The following is a 15,781-nucleotide window of genomic DNA, read 5'->3' as shown; positions in this document are numbered from 1 at the left end:
CGGGCAACAGACGACAAATTACTTCGCAGGGATCGCCTTCAGCAGTTCAGTCAGCAGTGTCCAGTAATGCCCAACGCTTTCAATGTGAACCTGCTCATCCGGCGAGTGTGGCCCGGTGATGGTTGGCCCAATGGAAACCATGTCCATGTCCGGATACGGTTTCTTGAACAGACCACACTCCAGACCCGCGTGAATAACCTGAATGTTCGGGGTGCTGTTGAACAGGCGCTGATAGGTTTCACGCACCAGTGCCATAACCGGAGAACTTGCATCCGGCTGCCAGCCCGGGTAGCTGCCTTTGGCAGACGTTTTCGCGCCCGCCAGGGTACCCAGAGATTCCAGCATGCTCACCACGTACTCTTTACCGCTGTCGATCAGGGAACGGATCAGGCAGATGATTTCCGCGCTGTCGTCGCCCATGGTGACCACGCCCACGTTCAGAGAGGTTTCCACCACGCCTTTCGCGACGTCAGAGTTACGGATCACGCCGTTTGGCGTCGCGTTCAGCAGCTGAACAAACGTGTCACGAGACTGCGCGGTCAGCGCGGCTTTATCCGTCGTAACGGACTCCAGCACCACGGTCAGGTTTTTCTCTTTCTCAGAGAGTTCGTTTTTCAGGATATCCAGATATGCGCTGGCGAGTTTTTTCAGCTCGTCCGCTTTCGCCGCGGGTACCGCCACGGTCGCGAAGGCTTCGCGAGGGATTGCGTTACGCAGGGTACCGCCGTTGAAGTCCACCAGGCGCAGATCCAGCTCAGCCGCGTGGCCCGCCAGGAAACGTGCCAGCAGTTTGTTGGCGTTGCCCAGGCCCAGGTGAATATCACCGCCGGAGTGGCCGCCTTTCAAACCTTTCAGCGTCAGCTTGAAGGTTTCGAAGCCGGCAGGAACCGCTTCGCGGGACAGCGGCAGGGTAGAGATGAAGTCGATCCCGCCCGCGCAGCCCATGTAGATCTCACCTTCTTCTTCAGAGTCGGTATTGATCAGAATGTCCGCTTGCAGCCAGTTCGCCTGAAGGCCGAACGCGCCGTCCATGCCCGCTTCTTCGGTCATGGTCAGCAGCACTTCGAGCGGACCGTGCTCGACGCTGTCGTCAGCCAGTACGGCCAGCGCGGAAGCCATACCAATACCGTTATCCGCGCCCAGCGTTGTGCCGCGCGCCTTCACCCACTCGCCGTCGATATACGGCTGGATCGGATCTTTGGTGAAGTCGTGAACGGTGTCGTTGTTTTTCTGCGGAACCATATCCAGGTGCGCCTGCAAGACAACCGGCTTGCGGTTTTCCATACCTGCGGTGGCAGGTTTGCGGATAAGAATGTTGCCAACCTGGTCACGCTCGGCGTGCAGACCTTTTTCCTTTGCCCAGCCCATAATATGTTCGGCGAGCTGTTCTTCATGATAGGAAGGGTGCGGAATGGAGCAGATTTTGGCAAAAATATCCCACAGCGGCTGCGGAGATAATTGAGACAGTTCAGACACGATAGGTCTCCTTGTCGATGCGCTGCAAAACAATGTTGCAGGTCACAGGGTTAGCAGGTTGATTGTTACCACAAGACGGGCTTGCGAGATGCAACTGAGAATACCACTTTCTCCCGTGGCTGGTAGCATTAAGCATGTAAAAACTCAGGCTGTTGGCGCGTAACACTGGTTTTTAGTGCGTCAGATCTCTATAATCTCGCGCAACCTGGTTCACCCTCATTTTTTTAAGCCGTATATAAACAGGCTGGGACACTTCACATGAGCGAAAAATACGTCGTCACCTGGGACATGTTGCAGATTCACGCACGCAAACTGGCTGCGCGTCTGATGCCTTCCGAACAGTGGAAAGGCATTATTGCCGTCAGCCGTGGCGGTCTGGTACCGGGGGCGCTGCTGGCACGTGAGCTGGGTATTCGTCATGTCGATACCGTCTGTATCTCCAGCTACGATCACGACAACCAGCGCGAGCTGAAAGTGCTGAAACGCGCGGAAGGCGACGGTGAAGGCTTCATCGTTATCGACGATCTGGTGGACACCGGCGGTACCGCGGTAGCTATCCGCGAAATGTATCCTAAAGCGCACTTCGTCACTATCTTCGCGAAACCAGCGGGCCGCCCACTGGTTGATGATTACGTCATTGATATCCCGCAGGATACCTGGATTGAACAGCCATGGGATATGGGCGTGGTCTTTGTACCGCCTATCTCCGGCCGTTAATTTCAGTACGTAACTTTACACGCCTGGCTATGCCGGGCGTTGTTCTTTTTGGTCTGCCACGCGTTACAATGGTCTTCATATGACGTATCCATGGAGGCAACGCAATGACGCAGGCGAATCTCACCGAAACTCTCTTCAAACCTCGTTTCAAGCACCCTGAAACGTCGACGCTGGTGCGTCGGTTTAATCCGGGAACAATGCCTGCTGTCCAGTCAGCGTTAGACGGTAAGAACGTGCCTCACTGGTACCGCATGATTAACCGCCTGATGTGGATCTGGCGCGGCATCGATCCGCGTGAAATTCTCGACGTGCAGGCGCGTATCGTGATGAGCGAGTCTGAGCGCACCGACAGCGATCTCTACGATACGGTGGTGGGCTACCGTGGTGGGAACTGGATCTACGAATGGTCGAAGCAGGCCATGCTCTGGCAGCAGAAAGCGAGCCAGGAAGAGGACGCGGCGCTCAGCGGCAAGCACTGGCTGCATGCGGCAAACCTGTACAGCATCGCTGCTTACCCACATCTTAAGGGCGACGAGCTGGCGGAGCAGGCACAGGCGCTGGCCAACCGCGCCTATGAAGAGGCCGCCCAGCGTTTGCCTGGCCGGATGCGTGAAATTGAGTTCACCATTCCCGGCGGCAGCCCGGTAACCGGGTTCCTGCATATGCCGGAAGGCGAAGGCCCGTTCCCGACGGTTCTGATGTGCGGCGGCCTGGATTCGTTGCAAATCGATTATTACAGCCTGTATGAGCGCTACTTCGCACCAAACGGGATCGCCATGCTGACGCTGGATATGCCTTCGATCGGTTTTTCATCCAAGTGGAAGCTCACTCAGGATTCCAGTCTGCTGCACCAGCATGCGTTAAAAGCGCTGGAGAATATTCCGTGGGTGGACCACACCCGGGTGGGCGCGTTTGGTTTCCGCTTCGGCGCTAACGTGGCGGTTCGGCTGGCCTACCTTGAATCTTCCCGCCTGAAGGCCGTCGCCTGCCTTGGCCCGGTGGTGCATGCGCTGTTAAGCGATCCGGAGCGTCAGGGTAACGTTCCTGAGATGTATCTGGACGTGCTGGCGAGCCGGCTTGGCATGCATGATGCTTCAGATGAAGCGTTACGCATTGAACTTAATCGGTACTCATTAAAAACGCAGGGCTTACTGGGCCGCCGGTGCCCAACTCCGATGATGTCCGGCTTCTGGAAGAACGATCCGTTTAGCCCGGAAGAGGAGTCACGCTTAATCACGTCGTCATCTTCGGATGGCAAATTGCTGGAGGTACCCTTCAGCCCGGTGTACCAGAATTTTGACAAAGCGCTGAAAGAGATTACACGCTGGATCACGCAGAGATTGTGTTAATAGTTTGCTAAATTTCGTTGGTTTGGTAAAACAGTGCTTCACAAAAGGAGATCGCAATGACGTTACCGAGTGGACACCCGAAAAGTAGACTGATTAAGAAGTTCATGGCTCTTGGCCCGTATATTCGAGAAGAGCAGTGTGAAGAGAATCGCTTTTTTTTCGACTGCCTGGCTGTTTGCGTCAACGTGAAGCCTGCACCCGAAAAACGTGAGTTCTGGGGCTGGTGGATGGAAATGGAAGCACAGGAAAACCGTTTTACCTATAGCTATCAGTTTGGCCTGTTTAATAAAGACGGGTACTGGCAGGCGACGTCCATCAAGGATCAGGAGGTGATTGACCGCCTGGAACACACGCTTAAAGAGTTCCACGGCAGGGCGCGTGATTTGCTGGCCACGCTGGATCTGAAGCTGGAACCTGCGGATGATTTTTCCAGCGAAGCGGTGAAGCTGACCGCCTGATGATATCACCGCGCCGGGTGGGGGCTACGCCTTGCCCGGCCTACAAGATGTACTTTCCTGTAGGCCCGGTAAGCACAGCGCCACCGGGCACAAAAAAACCGGCTCAGCGCCGGTTTTTTTATTACCACAGCATCAGAACTGGTAGGTCAAGCCCAGCGCAACGATATCATCGCTGCTTACGCCCAGTTTATTATCGTCATCGATCTGGTTGATTTTATAATCAACAAACGCAGACATATTTTTGTTGAAATAATAAGTCGCACCGACGTCGATGTATTTCACGATATCTTCATCGCCGATACCTTCGATATCTTTGCCCTTAGACTGCACGTAGCCCAGAGATGGACGCAGACCAAAGTCAAATTGATATTGCGCGGCCACTTCGAAGTTTTGCGCTTTATTCGCAAACCCGCCGGAAATAGGGGCCATGTTGCGGGTTTCGGAATAGATAGCGGCCAGGTAAATATCGTTGGCATCGTATTTCAGACCGGTCGCCCAGCCTTCTGCTTTTTTACCTTCGCCGCGCGCCTGAAGGTTTTGCTCGTTGGTGCGATCGGAGCTGGCATATGCACCAATCACAGAGAAATCGCTGCCGCCAAAGTCATAGCTCAGAGAGGTACCGAAGCCGTCTCCGTTTTGTTTTTTCACGTCGCGGTTTTCATTTTTGCCCTGGTATTGCAGGGTCATATTCAGACCGTCAACCATGCAAAAGAAGTCGGTATTGCGGTAGGTAGCCAGGCCGGAGGCGCGTTTGGTCATGAAGTTATCGGTCTGTGCCAGGCCGTCACCGCCGAACTCAGGGAACATATCGGTGTAGGCAGCGACGTCATACAGCGCGCCCAGGTTACGACCGTAATCCAGAGAGCCGAAGTCTTTCAGTTTCAGGCCAGCAAATGCCAGACGTGTTTTTTGAGAAGAATCGCTTTCTGCTTTGTTACCCGCGAATTCTGCTTCCCAACGTCCGTAGCCCGTCAGCTGATCGTTAATCTGCGTTTCACCTTTAAAGCCGAAACGAACGTAAGTCTGGTCACCATCTTTAGCGTCATCATCACTGATGTAGTGCATTGCTTTTACTTTGCCGTACACGTCCAGTTTATTACCGTTTTTATTATAAACTTCTGCTGCGTGAACAGATGCGGAAGCAACTACGCCCATTACCACTAATGCCAGAGTGCTCTTTTTCATTTTCAATCCTGATTTTATACAAACGCGCTAATATTCGCTGAGCAATAAGATTCAACTTATTACCCCGTGAAAAACAGGAAGGGTTTTATCGTCCGTGGGTGAAACTTTTATGACAAAGTAAGAATATGTCTAAAAAAGTATGTTTTAATTTTTCGGTAATAAAATTGTCAAAATCTGCCGCTACGCTTCCTGATCCCGCGCAACAAAGTGACGGGTGATGTGCTAAGGCAGTTGGCAACGGGGCTGACACCTGTTAAAACGTCTGACTGACATCATTTTCCCTTATTGTTGAACGGCAGAGAATCATGAGTGATAGCCAGACGCTGGTGGTAAAACTCGGTACCAGTGTGTTAACGGGCGGATCGCGCCGCCTGAATCGTGCCCATATTGTTGAGCTTGTACGTCAGTGTGCTCAGTTGCATGCCGCAGGGCATCGTATTGTGATTGTGACCTCCGGGGCGATTGCCGCCGGGCGTGAACACCTGGGCTACCCCGAACTCCCCGCGACGATCGCCTCCAAACAGCTGCTGGCCGCCGTGGGACAAAGTCGACTCATCCAGCTCTGGGAACAACTGTTCTCCATCTACGGCATTCACGTGGGGCAGATGCTGCTGACGCGCGCGGATATGGAAGACAGAGAACGTTTCCTTAACGCCCGCGATACGCTGCGCGCGCTGCTGGATAACAATATCGTTCCGGTCATCAACGAAAACGACGCAGTTGCCACCGCTGAAATCAAAGTAGGCGATAACGATAACCTCTCTGCGCTGGCGGCGATATTGGCAGGGGCCGATAAGCTGCTACTTCTGACCGATCAGCAGGGGCTGTTTACCGCTGACCCGCGTTCCAATCCACAGGCAGAACTGATCAAAGACGTTCACGGCATTGATGACGCGCTGCGCGCCATCGCGGGTGACAGCGTTTCTGGGCTGGGCACCGGCGGTATGGGCACCAAGCTCCAGGCCGCGGACGTGGCGTGCCGGGCCGGTATCGACACCATTATTGCCGCAGGCAGCCGCCCTGGCGTCATCGGTGACGTGATGGAAGGCATCTCTGTGGGCACGCGTTTCCACGCCCAGGCCTCCCCGCTGGAAAACCGAAAACGCTGGATCTTTGGCGCGCCTCCGGCTGGCGAACTGACCGTGGATGAAGGCGCTACTGCCGCTATTCTGGAAAGAGGAAGCTCATTACTTCCAAAAGGAATTAAAAGCGTGACAGGTAACTTCTCGCGTGGTGAAGTGATCCGAATCCGTAACCTTGAAGGTCGCGACATCGCTCATGGCGTCAGTCGTTATAACAGCGACGCGCTGCGTCGGATTGCGGGTCACCACTCCCAGCAGATCGACGCCATCCTGGGCTATGAATATGGCCCGGTTGCTGTGCATCGCGACGACATGATTATTCGTTAAGGAGCCTGAACATGCTGGAACAAATGGGCGCAGCCGCGAAAGCCGCCTCTTATAAACTGGCGCTCCTTTCCAGCCGCGAGAAAAACCGCGTGCTGGAAAAAATCGCTGATTATCTGGAATCTCAGTCGCAGGAGATCCTGCTCGCTAACGAACAGGATCTGCTGGAAGCGCGCCGCAACGGCCTGAGCGAAGCGATGCTCGACCGCCTGGCGCTAACCCCGGCGCGTCTGAAAGGTATCGCCGACGACGTCCGTCAGGTGTGCAACCTCGCAGATCCGGTAGGGCAGGTGATTGACGGTGGCGTGCTCGACAGCGGGTTACGTCTGGAGCGACGCCGCGTGCCGCTCGGCGTTATCGGCGTGATTTATGAAGCGCGTCCAAACGTGACGGTGGATGTCGCCTCCCTGTGCCTGAAAACCGGTAACGCCGCGATTCTGCGCGGCGGGAAAGAGACCTGGCGCACCAACGCCGCGACGGTCAACGTCATCCAGCAGGCGCTGGAAGAGTGCGGCTTACCGGCGGGTGCCGTGCAGGCAATCGAAAGCCCCGATCGTGCGCTGGTGAACGAGATGCTGCGCATGGACAAATACATCGACATGCTGATCCCACGCGGCGGCGCGGGCCTGCATAAGCTGTGTCGTGAGCAGTCGACGATCCCGGTGATCACCGGCGGTATCGGCGTGTGCCATATCGTGGTGGATGACACCGCAGAAATCGCACCTGCGCTTAAGATCATCGTCAACGCCAAAACCCAGCGTCCAAGCACCTGTAATACGGTGGAAACGCTGCTGGTGCATCAGGGCATCGCCAGTACTTTCCTGCCTGCGCTGAGCAAGCAGATGGCGGAAAGTGGCGTCACGCTGCATGCGGACGAGAAGGCTTTCGCTCTGTTGAAGGACGGCCCGGCGACGGTTGTTCCGGTTAACGCGGAGCAGTACGACGATGAGTATTTGTCGCTGGATCTGAACGTGAAGATGGTTGCGGATCTCGATGACGCCATTGCGCACATTCGTGAACACGGCACCCAGCATTCTGATGCGATCCTGACGCGCACCCTGCGTAATGCCGATCGTTTTGTGAATGAAGTGGACTCATCTGCGGTTTACGTGAATGCCTCGACGCGCTTCACCGATGGCGGCCAGTTTGGTCTTGGCGCGGAGGTAGCTGTGAGCACTCAGAAGCTTCACGCCCGGGGTCCGATGGGGCTGGAAGCGCTGACCACCTACAAGTGGATCGGCTTCGGTGATGATACCATTCGTGCGTAAATAATCGCGGGTGATGCAAAAATAGCCGTTTGATTCAAAAGGGCATTGACGCATCACCCGGTTAGATCTACTCTTTTGCCCCGTGGTTACGCTCGTAACCGGCCTCTCAGGGCCGATATAGCTCAGTTGGTAGAGCAGCGCATTCGTAATGCGAAGGTCGTAGGTTCGACTCCTATTATCGGCACCATTCTAACGTCTCCCCAAGTCTACTAAAGTTCACTAAAACCCCTTATACTCTGCGCTTTGCAGCCCCTTTTAGTATTTCTACGTCTACTAAAGTTCCCTGAAATCTACGGTCGTTTGGGGGTACTTATGGGGGTATTTGCTGTTCGGTCTAGAGGAGGTACCCCCAAGTGAAACTAAACGCCCGGCAGGTGGACGCCGCCAAACCTAAAGATAAGCCTTTCAAGCTGGCTGATGGTGGTGGTTTGTATCTCCTGATTAAACCTAATGGCGGCAAATACTGGCGGCTCAAGTATCGTGTTGCCGGTAAAGAGAAGCTGTTAGCGCTGGGTGTGTATCCTGAAGTCACGTTGGCCGATGCTCGGGCAAAACGTGAAGAAGCCAAAAGGGGTATCGCTGGGGGTATCGATCCTATGGAAGCGAAACGGGAAGAGAAGATCGCCCGTGAAACGCAGTTAAACAACACCTTCAAAGATATTGCCCTTGAGTGGCACAGCAACAAACTAAAAAAATGGTCTGCTGGGTATGCTTCAGACATCCTCGAAGCCTTCAATAAAGATGTGTTCCCATACATTGGCAAAAAACCAATAGCCGATATTAAACCGCTTGAACTGTTGAATGTACTGCGGCGCATAGAGGGGCGCGGTGCTACCGAAAAGGCAAGAAAAGTTAGGCAGCGCTGTGGGGAAGTTTTCCGTTACGCAATAGTCACCGGTCGAGCTGAGTATAACCCCGCCCCGGATCTCACCAGTGCGATGCAAGGGCACGAGTCCAATCATTTTCCTTTCCTTACACCGAAAGAATTGCCTGATTTCTTCAATGCGTTGTCAGGATATTCAGGAAGCGAGTTAGTAGTTTTGGCTGCTCGTTTGCTGATTATCACCGGATTGCGTCCCGGCGAACTCCGTGGGGCATTTTGGGATGAAATCAATATCAGTAAGGCGGTCTGGGAAATACCCGCTTCACGCATGAAAATGCGTCGCCCTCATGTGGTGCCGTTGTCCAGGCAAGCTCTTACGCTTATTGGTCAGATCCAAGAGCTAACAGGCAATTACCCGCTTGTGTTCCCAGGCCGTAACGATCCGCGAAAAACAATGAGTGAAGCCAGCATAAACCAAGTCTTCAAGCGGATTGGCTATAACGGAAAAGTCACCGGGCACGGTTTCCGGCACACCATGAGTACAATCCTGCACGAACAGGGCTACAACACCGCGTGGATAGAAACGCAGCTGGCACACGTCGACAAAAACTCTATTCGAGGAACGTACAACCACGCCCAGTATCTGGATGGCCGCCGCGAAATGCTCCAGTGGTATGCCGACTATATGGAGGCGTTGGAAAACGGCGAAAATGTAGTGCATGGAACGTTTGGGAAAAGCGCTTAACTGTATGTATAGACAGTGCTAATTGACAGTAGTAGACTTCAGTAGACGAACAATAATTAGGCATTGTCTAGGCTGATCACCGAAAACCCGCGCACCTCTGCGGGCTGGCAATGCCACCAGATAGAGGACGCGAGGTGGCGTATGCTTAATCCAGCAGTAGAGCTCAAAGCAAAAAAACAGCAGTTTATAAGCATTAGGGAATTGATTGCTCGAATTGAGGCAAAATTCCCTGACATGACAAGGGATCAAATCGCAAACTGGATAATCATTAAACTTGATGAAGAACAAGAATACGCACCGAGTCTATTGATACAAGACTCTCGTGGAATCACCAGACGACCAACTTTCGGTGATCCTTCTTTTAGTGCCTATGAAATGCTTAGCAGTGTTATGGCAAACCCTACTATGGATGAACCTCCTTACGAGGGATGGACTCCATCTATGACACAAGAAGGCCAAGAGCAAACCTCTAGCTCTTCAGATCTCAATTTTCATGACGATATTCCATTTTAAGGTGATGCTATGAATTCATTTGATTTTATAGGATTTAATCGTTCAGAGATTGAGAAAACGTTAGGTCTTAATCTGCATGATAATTTATTGGAATATAACATTGGTTTAAAGAAAAATTTACCAAGTTGGCTTGTTCCATATCTTTCAAGAGATAGTATCTCTCTTAGTGACTCTGCACGTTTAATTGTTGGCGCAAATCCAAGAGAAAATATTACAGGTGAAAAATCTCACGAATATGAAGCTTATAAAGAATCTCTCTGGGATGCGATTGATAATTCAAAACTAACCGCAAGGGATATTTCCCACTACGATAACATGGACCATGATCGGCGTGATTGTATGCTCGTGCGTAGTGAGGTTGAAAAATGGGTTACAGAACATAATTTCAACTGGCCTTTACCCTTACAGCAACCGACTGTAAATGAACAAACAAATCAGGTCTATCTAGATCAATGGGGGGAGTTCCCCGGTAAAAACACTGCATTGATGATGATTGCAGGTATGGCTATCGCCCTCGAAAAATCAAGTAAAAGCTATCGAAATGGTGAGCGCCTGAACAAGCTGGCAATTGCTCGTGCGGTTGCACAGAACCTGGCTACTCTGGGATATCAAGGGATGGTAGTGACGGAAAAACAGATGACAAACCTCATAAAGGAGGCTTTGGAAGTCACATTTCCAGAAAGCGATGGTTAGCATTTCCAAAGTTAATGTGAACGCGGGTCTCAACTTCCAAAGTCTCGCGTTCATGCTTTAGTCATTTCCAAACGCACTTAAAAAAACGATTTCATGGCCTGTAGGCTATCTATCATCCCTTCCAACAATCTTATATCGGTTTCCACAATCATAGTTCTAGTTCTGATTAAATTATTCTCGTGAACTTCATTAGACGACACGAGGTATATATGTCTTATTCATTAATTAGATTTGCAGAAGTACAGAAACGAACAGGCTATAGCAAAGCGTGGATCTATCGTCTCCTTAAAGAAAATCGCTTTCCACAATCAGTTAAAATTGGAGCCCGAGCTATCGCATTTGTTGAAAGTGAAATTGACGAATGGATAAGCCAGCGGATCGAAGAGCGTGATGCGTTAATTTCCACAAAGCCACAACTGTAACTTAGCCCGGGGAAAACTAAGATGACTATCAAAAATGCCCGTGCCGGGCAGGGTTTTGCTCACCCAGAAAACAGCAGTGATGATATTTCGGTAATTAAATTTGAGGATGCAAAAGTACGAATTGTTAAGATCCTGGGTGAGCCATGGTTTGTCGCGGCAGATGTATGCGCAGCTCTGGAAATAACTGATCACAAGGTTGCTTTGCGACGTCTGGATGATGATGAAAAGGGGGAGTGTTTAATACCCACCCCTGGTGGAAAGCAGACAATGCGAACTGTCTGCGAGTCAGGATTCTACAAACTGATCTCACGTAGTCGTAAGGCGACTACTCCCGGCACCTTTGCGCACCAGTTCAGTAATTGGGTATTCCGTGAGGTCATTCCCTCAATTCGTAAAACTGGCTTCTATGGAGTGCCGTTCGTGTTCCTGAACGACTTCAGCCGGCGCATGGCTGCTTATCAGCAGGAGGCCAGCAAACGCGGGTATAAGTTGCAGCAGTGTAAGGCAGTAAAAGAGGCTCTTGTGCGGGAGGAGAGCCAGCTATGGCGTAAGTATCAGCCCGAGCTGTTAGGCGAAGATGGTCATGAGCCGTTTACTGAAGTTCGCCCTTTAACGGATGAAATAAATTGAGTTCGTGAATAACTTGCGTGCTCTTGCGATGTTGAGCACTCAAAATAAGTTTGTCGCGACAGCTCACTAAAAAATTCGAAAAGGTTAATGCCATGAAGAACATTTATGCCCATCTGGGGCAGGGTTTCGCTCATCCTAAAAACTCCTTGCCTTGTTATTCAACTGAAGGGTATGCTTTAAAAGCACCAGCAAAATCTGGTGTCGGGCGTGAGAACCCGGATAAGCAAAAGGCGATACCAGACGCCTATAGCGTCTTTTTTTGTGTCGTAAAGCCAGTACATCTTCATTCAGCGGGGAAGATCCGCGTCGAATCTATGGTGGCGCTGGCGGGGCAGCCGAAAGGCTGGCCGGTATCCTTTTGCACCGGTATTCTCACCCCCGTCAGTGTCACCACCCTTTATGAGCGTGAGAACTCAGGTGGTGACTCCAGTAAGCAAAAGGAGGCTGCCACATGGCTACTACCCCAACCCAAAAACTGCCCAAATTTACCTGGCTTTTCCTCGGTACGCCGAAAGGCCAAACGTGCACTCCCGTTGTTATCCGCATCGTTGCCGATAGTGAGCAAGAAGCCCGCGAGTGGTATTCCCGCTGGGATCTTATTTTTGCCGCCAAAATTCGCTCTGAATGTTCGCTTTATCAGTACAGCAGCGGCGCGTTTGAACTGGATGTTGCGAAATTGGGAGGTAGCTATGTTTAACCTCCAGACCCTTACAGCTAAAGCCCGCGCGCTGCGCGGCAACGTGGTAAAAGCCACTACCACGAAAGGCACCCGCACCATGACCCCTGTTTACGAACGGGAAGAGCAGCGCAAACTGCGCGAACGTATCCAGCAGACCCAGCCGGACTGGGTTTTACTCTGGTGGGATATATCGACCGTAACCGGCTGGCGTACCAGTGACGTGTGCAACTTTCGTTACTCGTGCATTAACTGGGAAACCGGCATTGCAACAATCATCGTAGCGAAGCAGACCAAAGCAGCGGAAGCCAGAGCGACCCGGAAGGGGATCGAGATTGTTCGCCAGCAGCGTAAGGACGCTGCCCGGCTTGCTGGCGATCACATTGGGTACATGCACTGGGATAGCGTGAGCTGCGACGAGCTGGCCGCCGGCATGACGGAAGAAGAACAGGCGATCGTGTTTGAGCTGGTGGCAAAGGCTGAAGTTAAGCACGACACCAAACAGCTGCCGCCGGGCATTATCAAGCGGCTGCGCGAACGCATGGAGCGCAATCTTATCGGTGACGACCTGGTATTTTCCCGCAGCCAGATCGAAAGTAATCGTTGCCAGTCTCTGGAAGGTAGCGTGAGCCGCCAGACAATCTGGAAGAAACTGCACAACGTAATGCTGTGGTTTACGCGCGTCGTAAACACGCGTCTGCGCCTGAGTGCCTACTCCAGCCGCAAAATTGCCGCCTTTAATCTCATGTCCGCCGGCGGCGAACAGGGTTTGCTGGTCGCCTCTGAAATGCTCGGGCACAGTAACCCGGCAATCACCCGAACTTACCTCCAGTTAGGCAGTAAAGCCTCCGCCATTCAATCCCGTCTGGCCATGGAGGTATCTGTATGAAAATGGTTATCCAATTTTGCCGTCTCGGCGCTTTTGCCGATCACGTATCTGAGCAATTAAATAGTGCGCGATATTGTTTTGCCAGCCAGTCATTAAGGGATGGGGAGGAGAAATTATGACTCCTGTGTACGATCTGGTTCGCCGGGCCGACGGCAAAAACGTTTTCAGTTTCCCGGCCGGCGGCCGCTATCTGGTGGACACGTCAAATGGTCTTCAGTCGATGCGCCCCCTTATGGACGACGAGATCATTTTTACGGTGGAGAGTGCCGCGCGCTTTCTGAGGAAAATTGGTTATCAGGTAATCCCGCCAGCGGCGTGAGGTAAAAAATATGACGATTAAAAATTCCGGCTTAGCTGCTGGTGCCCGCGCTCACCCTGAAATCAGGCCGGGCGATAAATGGAAGGACAGTCGGGGCAATATCGTAATTATCGAAAGTTACCGATTCGACAGAGTGACATATTGCCGTGAAGGGTACTGCTCACCGTGTTTTTGCACGCCCGAAAGACTGGTACGGGAGTTTGAATTTATTTCTTCCGCGCCGGTCGCCGGCGAAAAAGATATCGATCGGATTATGCGGGTACAGGGCATCGAACGAATTCGGGTTATGCGGGAAATCATCAGGGAGCGAGGGAACAGAAAATGAAGAATGCACCAAACCTTAAAAAGCAGCCGGCGGATCTCATGGAGGAGTCAATTATCTTTGCCGGCGCCGATGCCTGGACGTTCGCCAAAGCATGGCAGGAAATGAACCCGATTGGTGACACCGTGCCGCCGGTCGTGCTGGATAAAAAGCAGCTGGCGGAGCTGGAGAATATCCGGATTGTGGATGATGGCCGGCTCTATGCCCGGGTTTGTCGTGGCGGGCATCTGACCGAACGGCAGATAACCATTCTCGCTACAAAGCTGGCGGTGGCCGGCGTGGAGCGCGCGCAATTCTACTCTGAAGGTTATCAGCTTCTGGAGGACTGGACGCCGCGACTGCCGCGCCTCAAAGCCGATGCGGAAGCCGGCAAAAGCATGGTGATCGGCAAACCGCTGACGGATGTAAACCTCCGCGACCTGGCTGATAACGAAAAGGCGCTCATACTGGCCGCGCGTTACACCGGCATTGCGATCAATGAAAACAGCGAGGGCGTGTACGTCTACCGTGCCGGCATCTGGGAGAAAACGGCTTTGCTCGAGCTGAGCCGCGAAATGGTGGCTATCTACAACGAGAACAAAACCAACTTCAGCAAGCGCGCGATCAACAACGTTATCGACGCCCTCAAAATCGTTATCCCGGTAATGGGAGAGCCGCGGCGCAGCCTGATCCCCTTTGCAAACGGCGTCTACGATATGGAAACCGGCATTTTCTCCGAACACAGCCAGGATAACTGGCTGACCAACCATAACGGCGTGACCTATACACCGGCGGTACCGGGCGAAAACCTCCGCGACCACGCGCCGAACTTCCATAAGTGGCTAAGTTACGCATCAGATAGAGACGCAATTAAGATGCAGCGTATCGCTGCGGCGCTCTTTATGGTGCTGGCGAACCGGTACGACTGGCAGCTGTTCCTCGAGATAACCGGGGAGGGCGGCAGCGGGAAAAGCGTCTTTACCCACATCGCCACGATGCTGGCCGGGGCGCATAACACCGCCAGCGGGAACATGGCGGCGCTCGACAGCGCGCGCGGGCGGGCGCAGTTCGTCGGGAAAAGCATGATAACGCTTCCTGATCAGCCCAAATATTCAGGAGAAGGCACCGGGATAAAAGCGATAACCGGCGGGGATGCCGTGGAGATAGACCCCAAACACGAGCACCAGTACACCGCCGTTCTGCGGGCGGTGGTTGTGGCCACGAACAACACGCCGATGATTTTCACCGAACGTGCCGGCGGCGTTTCCCGGCGCCGCGTAATTTTCCAGTTTAACCGGCGCGTCAGCGAAGAGAATAAAGATCCCGACCTGGCAGAAAAGATATCCGCTGAAATTCCGGTAGTTGTTCGCCGGCTGCTGGCGAACTTTGCGGACCCGGAAAAAGCGCGGGCGCTGCTGCTGGAGCAACGGAACAGCGAAGAAGCACTGGAGGTGAAGCAGAAAACGGATCCGCTGTATGCCTTCTGCGCTCACCTTGAGCGACTGGCTGATTGTGCGGGAATGATGGTAGGAAACCGCAATCCGCCTCACTATCCGCGAATTTATCTCTATCACGCTTATCTGGCATTCCTGGAGGCCAACGGTTTCGACAAGCCGCTGACGCTGAATAAATTCGCAGAGGGGATGGAAAGCGCGATGCGGGAGTTTAATCACGAGTACCGTAAGGAACGTAGAGCCCGTGGCATGGTGACTAACGTTGAACTTTCGGAAAGTGCGGAAGACTGGTTACCTCAGACGCATCCTGTAGCCGGTCATAAAGAATGAAGTTCAGATAAATATGGAGAAAGGTATACATGGTATACATCGAGAGAATAATTTATATATAGATCAGTGAAGTAAACCATGTATACCTTGTTTTCAGGTATACACAGGGTGTACATGGTGTTCATTT

General features: G+C 52.6%; 17 protein-coding genes, 1 tRNA gene and 1 pseudogene. 17 read left to right on the top strand and 2 right to left on the bottom strand.

Going from position 1 to position 15,781, the window contains the following annotated elements:
• Positions 1-18: 18 nt before the first annotated feature.
• Positions 19-1,476 (bottom strand): cytosol nonspecific dipeptidase, encoded by a 1,458-nt coding sequence (gene pepD, locus N5C09_RS05970; protein WP_193528354.1) that lies wholly within the window; start codon positions 1,474-1,476, stop codon positions 19-21.
• Positions 1,477-1,734: 258 nt separating this feature from the next.
• Here pepD and gpt point away from each other — a divergent pair, with 258 nt between their 5' ends.
• From gpt to crl, 3 genes are all read left to right on the top strand, one after another.
• Complete coding sequence (gpt, locus tag N5C09_RS05965; RefSeq protein ID WP_003863205.1) at positions 1,735-2,193, top strand: xanthine phosphoribosyltransferase; 459 nt, start codon at positions 1,735-1,737, stop codon at positions 2,191-2,193.
• A 104-nt stretch (positions 2,194-2,297) separates the two neighbouring features.
• Positions 2,298-3,542 carry an esterase FrsA gene (gene frsA, locus N5C09_RS05960; protein WP_063869152.1) on the top strand — a complete coding sequence of 415 codons (1,245 nt, stop codon included), beginning with the start codon at positions 2,298-2,300 and terminating at the stop codon, positions 3,540-3,542.
• 56 nt (positions 3,543-3,598) lie between these two features.
• Positions 3,599-4,000 carry a sigma factor-binding protein Crl gene (gene crl / locus N5C09_RS05955; protein WP_063451761.1) on the top strand — a complete coding sequence of 134 codons (402 nt, stop codon included), beginning with the start codon at positions 3,599-3,601 and terminating at the stop codon, positions 3,998-4,000.
• A gap of 132 nt (positions 4,001-4,132) precedes the next feature.
• On the opposite strand, the gene phoE is transcribed toward crl, so the two are convergent.
• The gene (gene phoE, locus N5C09_RS05950) at positions 4,133-5,185 is read right to left on the bottom strand and encodes a phosphoporin PhoE (RefSeq protein ID WP_279748643.1); all 1,053 of its coding nucleotides are present in this window, start codon (positions 5,183-5,185) and stop codon (positions 4,133-4,135) included.
• A gap of 305 nt (positions 5,186-5,490) precedes the next feature.
• Here phoE and proB point away from each other — a divergent pair, with 305 nt between their 5' ends.
• The 14 genes and pseudogenes from proB to N5C09_RS05880 all read left to right on the top strand — a co-directional run bounded on the left by proB (position 5,491) and on the right by N5C09_RS05880 (position 15,654).
• Positions 5,491-6,594: a glutamate 5-kinase gene (gene proB, locus N5C09_RS05945; protein WP_063451759.1), complete on the top strand. Its 1,104-nt coding sequence runs from the start codon at positions 5,491-5,493 to the stop codon at positions 6,592-6,594.
• 11 nt (positions 6,595-6,605) lie between these two features.
• Positions 6,606-7,859: a glutamate-5-semialdehyde dehydrogenase gene (gene proA, locus N5C09_RS05940; RefSeq protein WP_279748642.1), complete on the top strand. Its 1,254-nt coding sequence runs from the start codon at positions 6,606-6,608 to the stop codon at positions 7,857-7,859.
• A 111-nt stretch (positions 7,860-7,970) separates the two neighbouring features.
• Positions 7,971-8,046: transfer RNA gene (locus N5C09_RS05935), tRNA-Thr, on the top strand.
• A gap of 166 nt (positions 8,047-8,212) precedes the next feature.
• The gene (locus N5C09_RS05930; protein ID WP_116326436.1) at positions 8,213-9,427 is read left to right on the top strand and encodes an integrase arm-type DNA-binding domain-containing protein; all 1,215 of its coding nucleotides are present in this window, start codon (positions 8,213-8,215) and stop codon (positions 9,425-9,427) included.
• Positions 9,428-9,568: 141 nt separating this feature from the next.
• Positions 9,569-9,940, top strand: coding sequence for a hypothetical protein (locus tag N5C09_RS05925; protein WP_006809974.1), 372 nt, complete (start codon positions 9,569-9,571; stop codon positions 9,938-9,940).
• Positions 9,941-9,949: 9 nt separating this feature from the next.
• Positions 9,950-10,633 (top strand): hypothetical protein, encoded by a 684-nt coding sequence (locus tag N5C09_RS05920; RefSeq protein WP_224787900.1) that lies wholly within the window; start codon positions 9,950-9,952, stop codon positions 10,631-10,633.
• A 209-nt stretch (positions 10,634-10,842) separates the two neighbouring features.
• Positions 10,843-11,055: an AlpA family transcriptional regulator gene (locus N5C09_RS05915; protein WP_074135079.1), complete on the top strand. Its 213-nt coding sequence runs from the start codon at positions 10,843-10,845 to the stop codon at positions 11,053-11,055.
• 21 nt (positions 11,056-11,076) lie between these two features.
• Complete coding sequence (locus N5C09_RS05910) at positions 11,077-11,685, top strand: BRO family protein (protein WP_063138967.1); 609 nt, start codon at positions 11,077-11,079, stop codon at positions 11,683-11,685.
• A 92-nt stretch (positions 11,686-11,777) separates the two neighbouring features.
• A pseudogene (locus N5C09_RS05905) lies at positions 11,778-12,092 on the top strand (ash family protein); the annotation flags it as partial.
• A gap of 44 nt (positions 12,093-12,136) precedes the next feature.
• Entirely contained in the window at positions 12,137-12,382 is a 246-nt protein-coding gene (locus N5C09_RS05900) for a host cell division inhibitor Icd-like protein (protein WP_279748666.1), read from the top strand.
• On the top strand, positions 12,375-13,250 hold the full coding sequence (locus N5C09_RS05895; protein WP_116326435.1) for a tyrosine-type recombinase/integrase: 876 nt from the start codon (positions 12,375-12,377) through the stop codon (positions 13,248-13,250). The genes N5C09_RS05900 and N5C09_RS05895 overlap by 8 nt, the downstream gene beginning before the upstream one ends.
• A gap of 115 nt (positions 13,251-13,365) precedes the next feature.
• Entirely contained in the window at positions 13,366-13,569 is a 204-nt protein-coding gene (locus tag N5C09_RS05890) for a hypothetical protein (protein WP_020686326.1), read from the top strand.
• A 10-nt stretch (positions 13,570-13,579) separates the two neighbouring features.
• On the top strand, positions 13,580-13,894 hold the full coding sequence (locus N5C09_RS05885; RefSeq protein ID WP_279748641.1) for a DUF4222 domain-containing protein: 315 nt from the start codon (positions 13,580-13,582) through the stop codon (positions 13,892-13,894).
• A complete protein-coding gene (locus N5C09_RS05880; protein WP_279748640.1) occupies positions 13,891-15,654 on the top strand; it encodes a primase-like DNA-binding domain-containing protein in 1,764 nt (587 codons plus the stop codon). The genes N5C09_RS05885 and N5C09_RS05880 overlap by 4 nt, the downstream gene beginning before the upstream one ends.
• The last annotated feature ends 127 nt before the right edge of the window (positions 15,655-15,781 follow it).

The organism is Enterobacter sp. GD03975, from assembly GCF_029838645.1.
Lineage (GTDB): Bacteria > Pseudomonadota > Gammaproteobacteria > Enterobacterales > Enterobacteriaceae > Enterobacter > Enterobacter quasihormaechei.
This window is presented reverse-complemented; position numbering and strand designations above follow the sequence as displayed.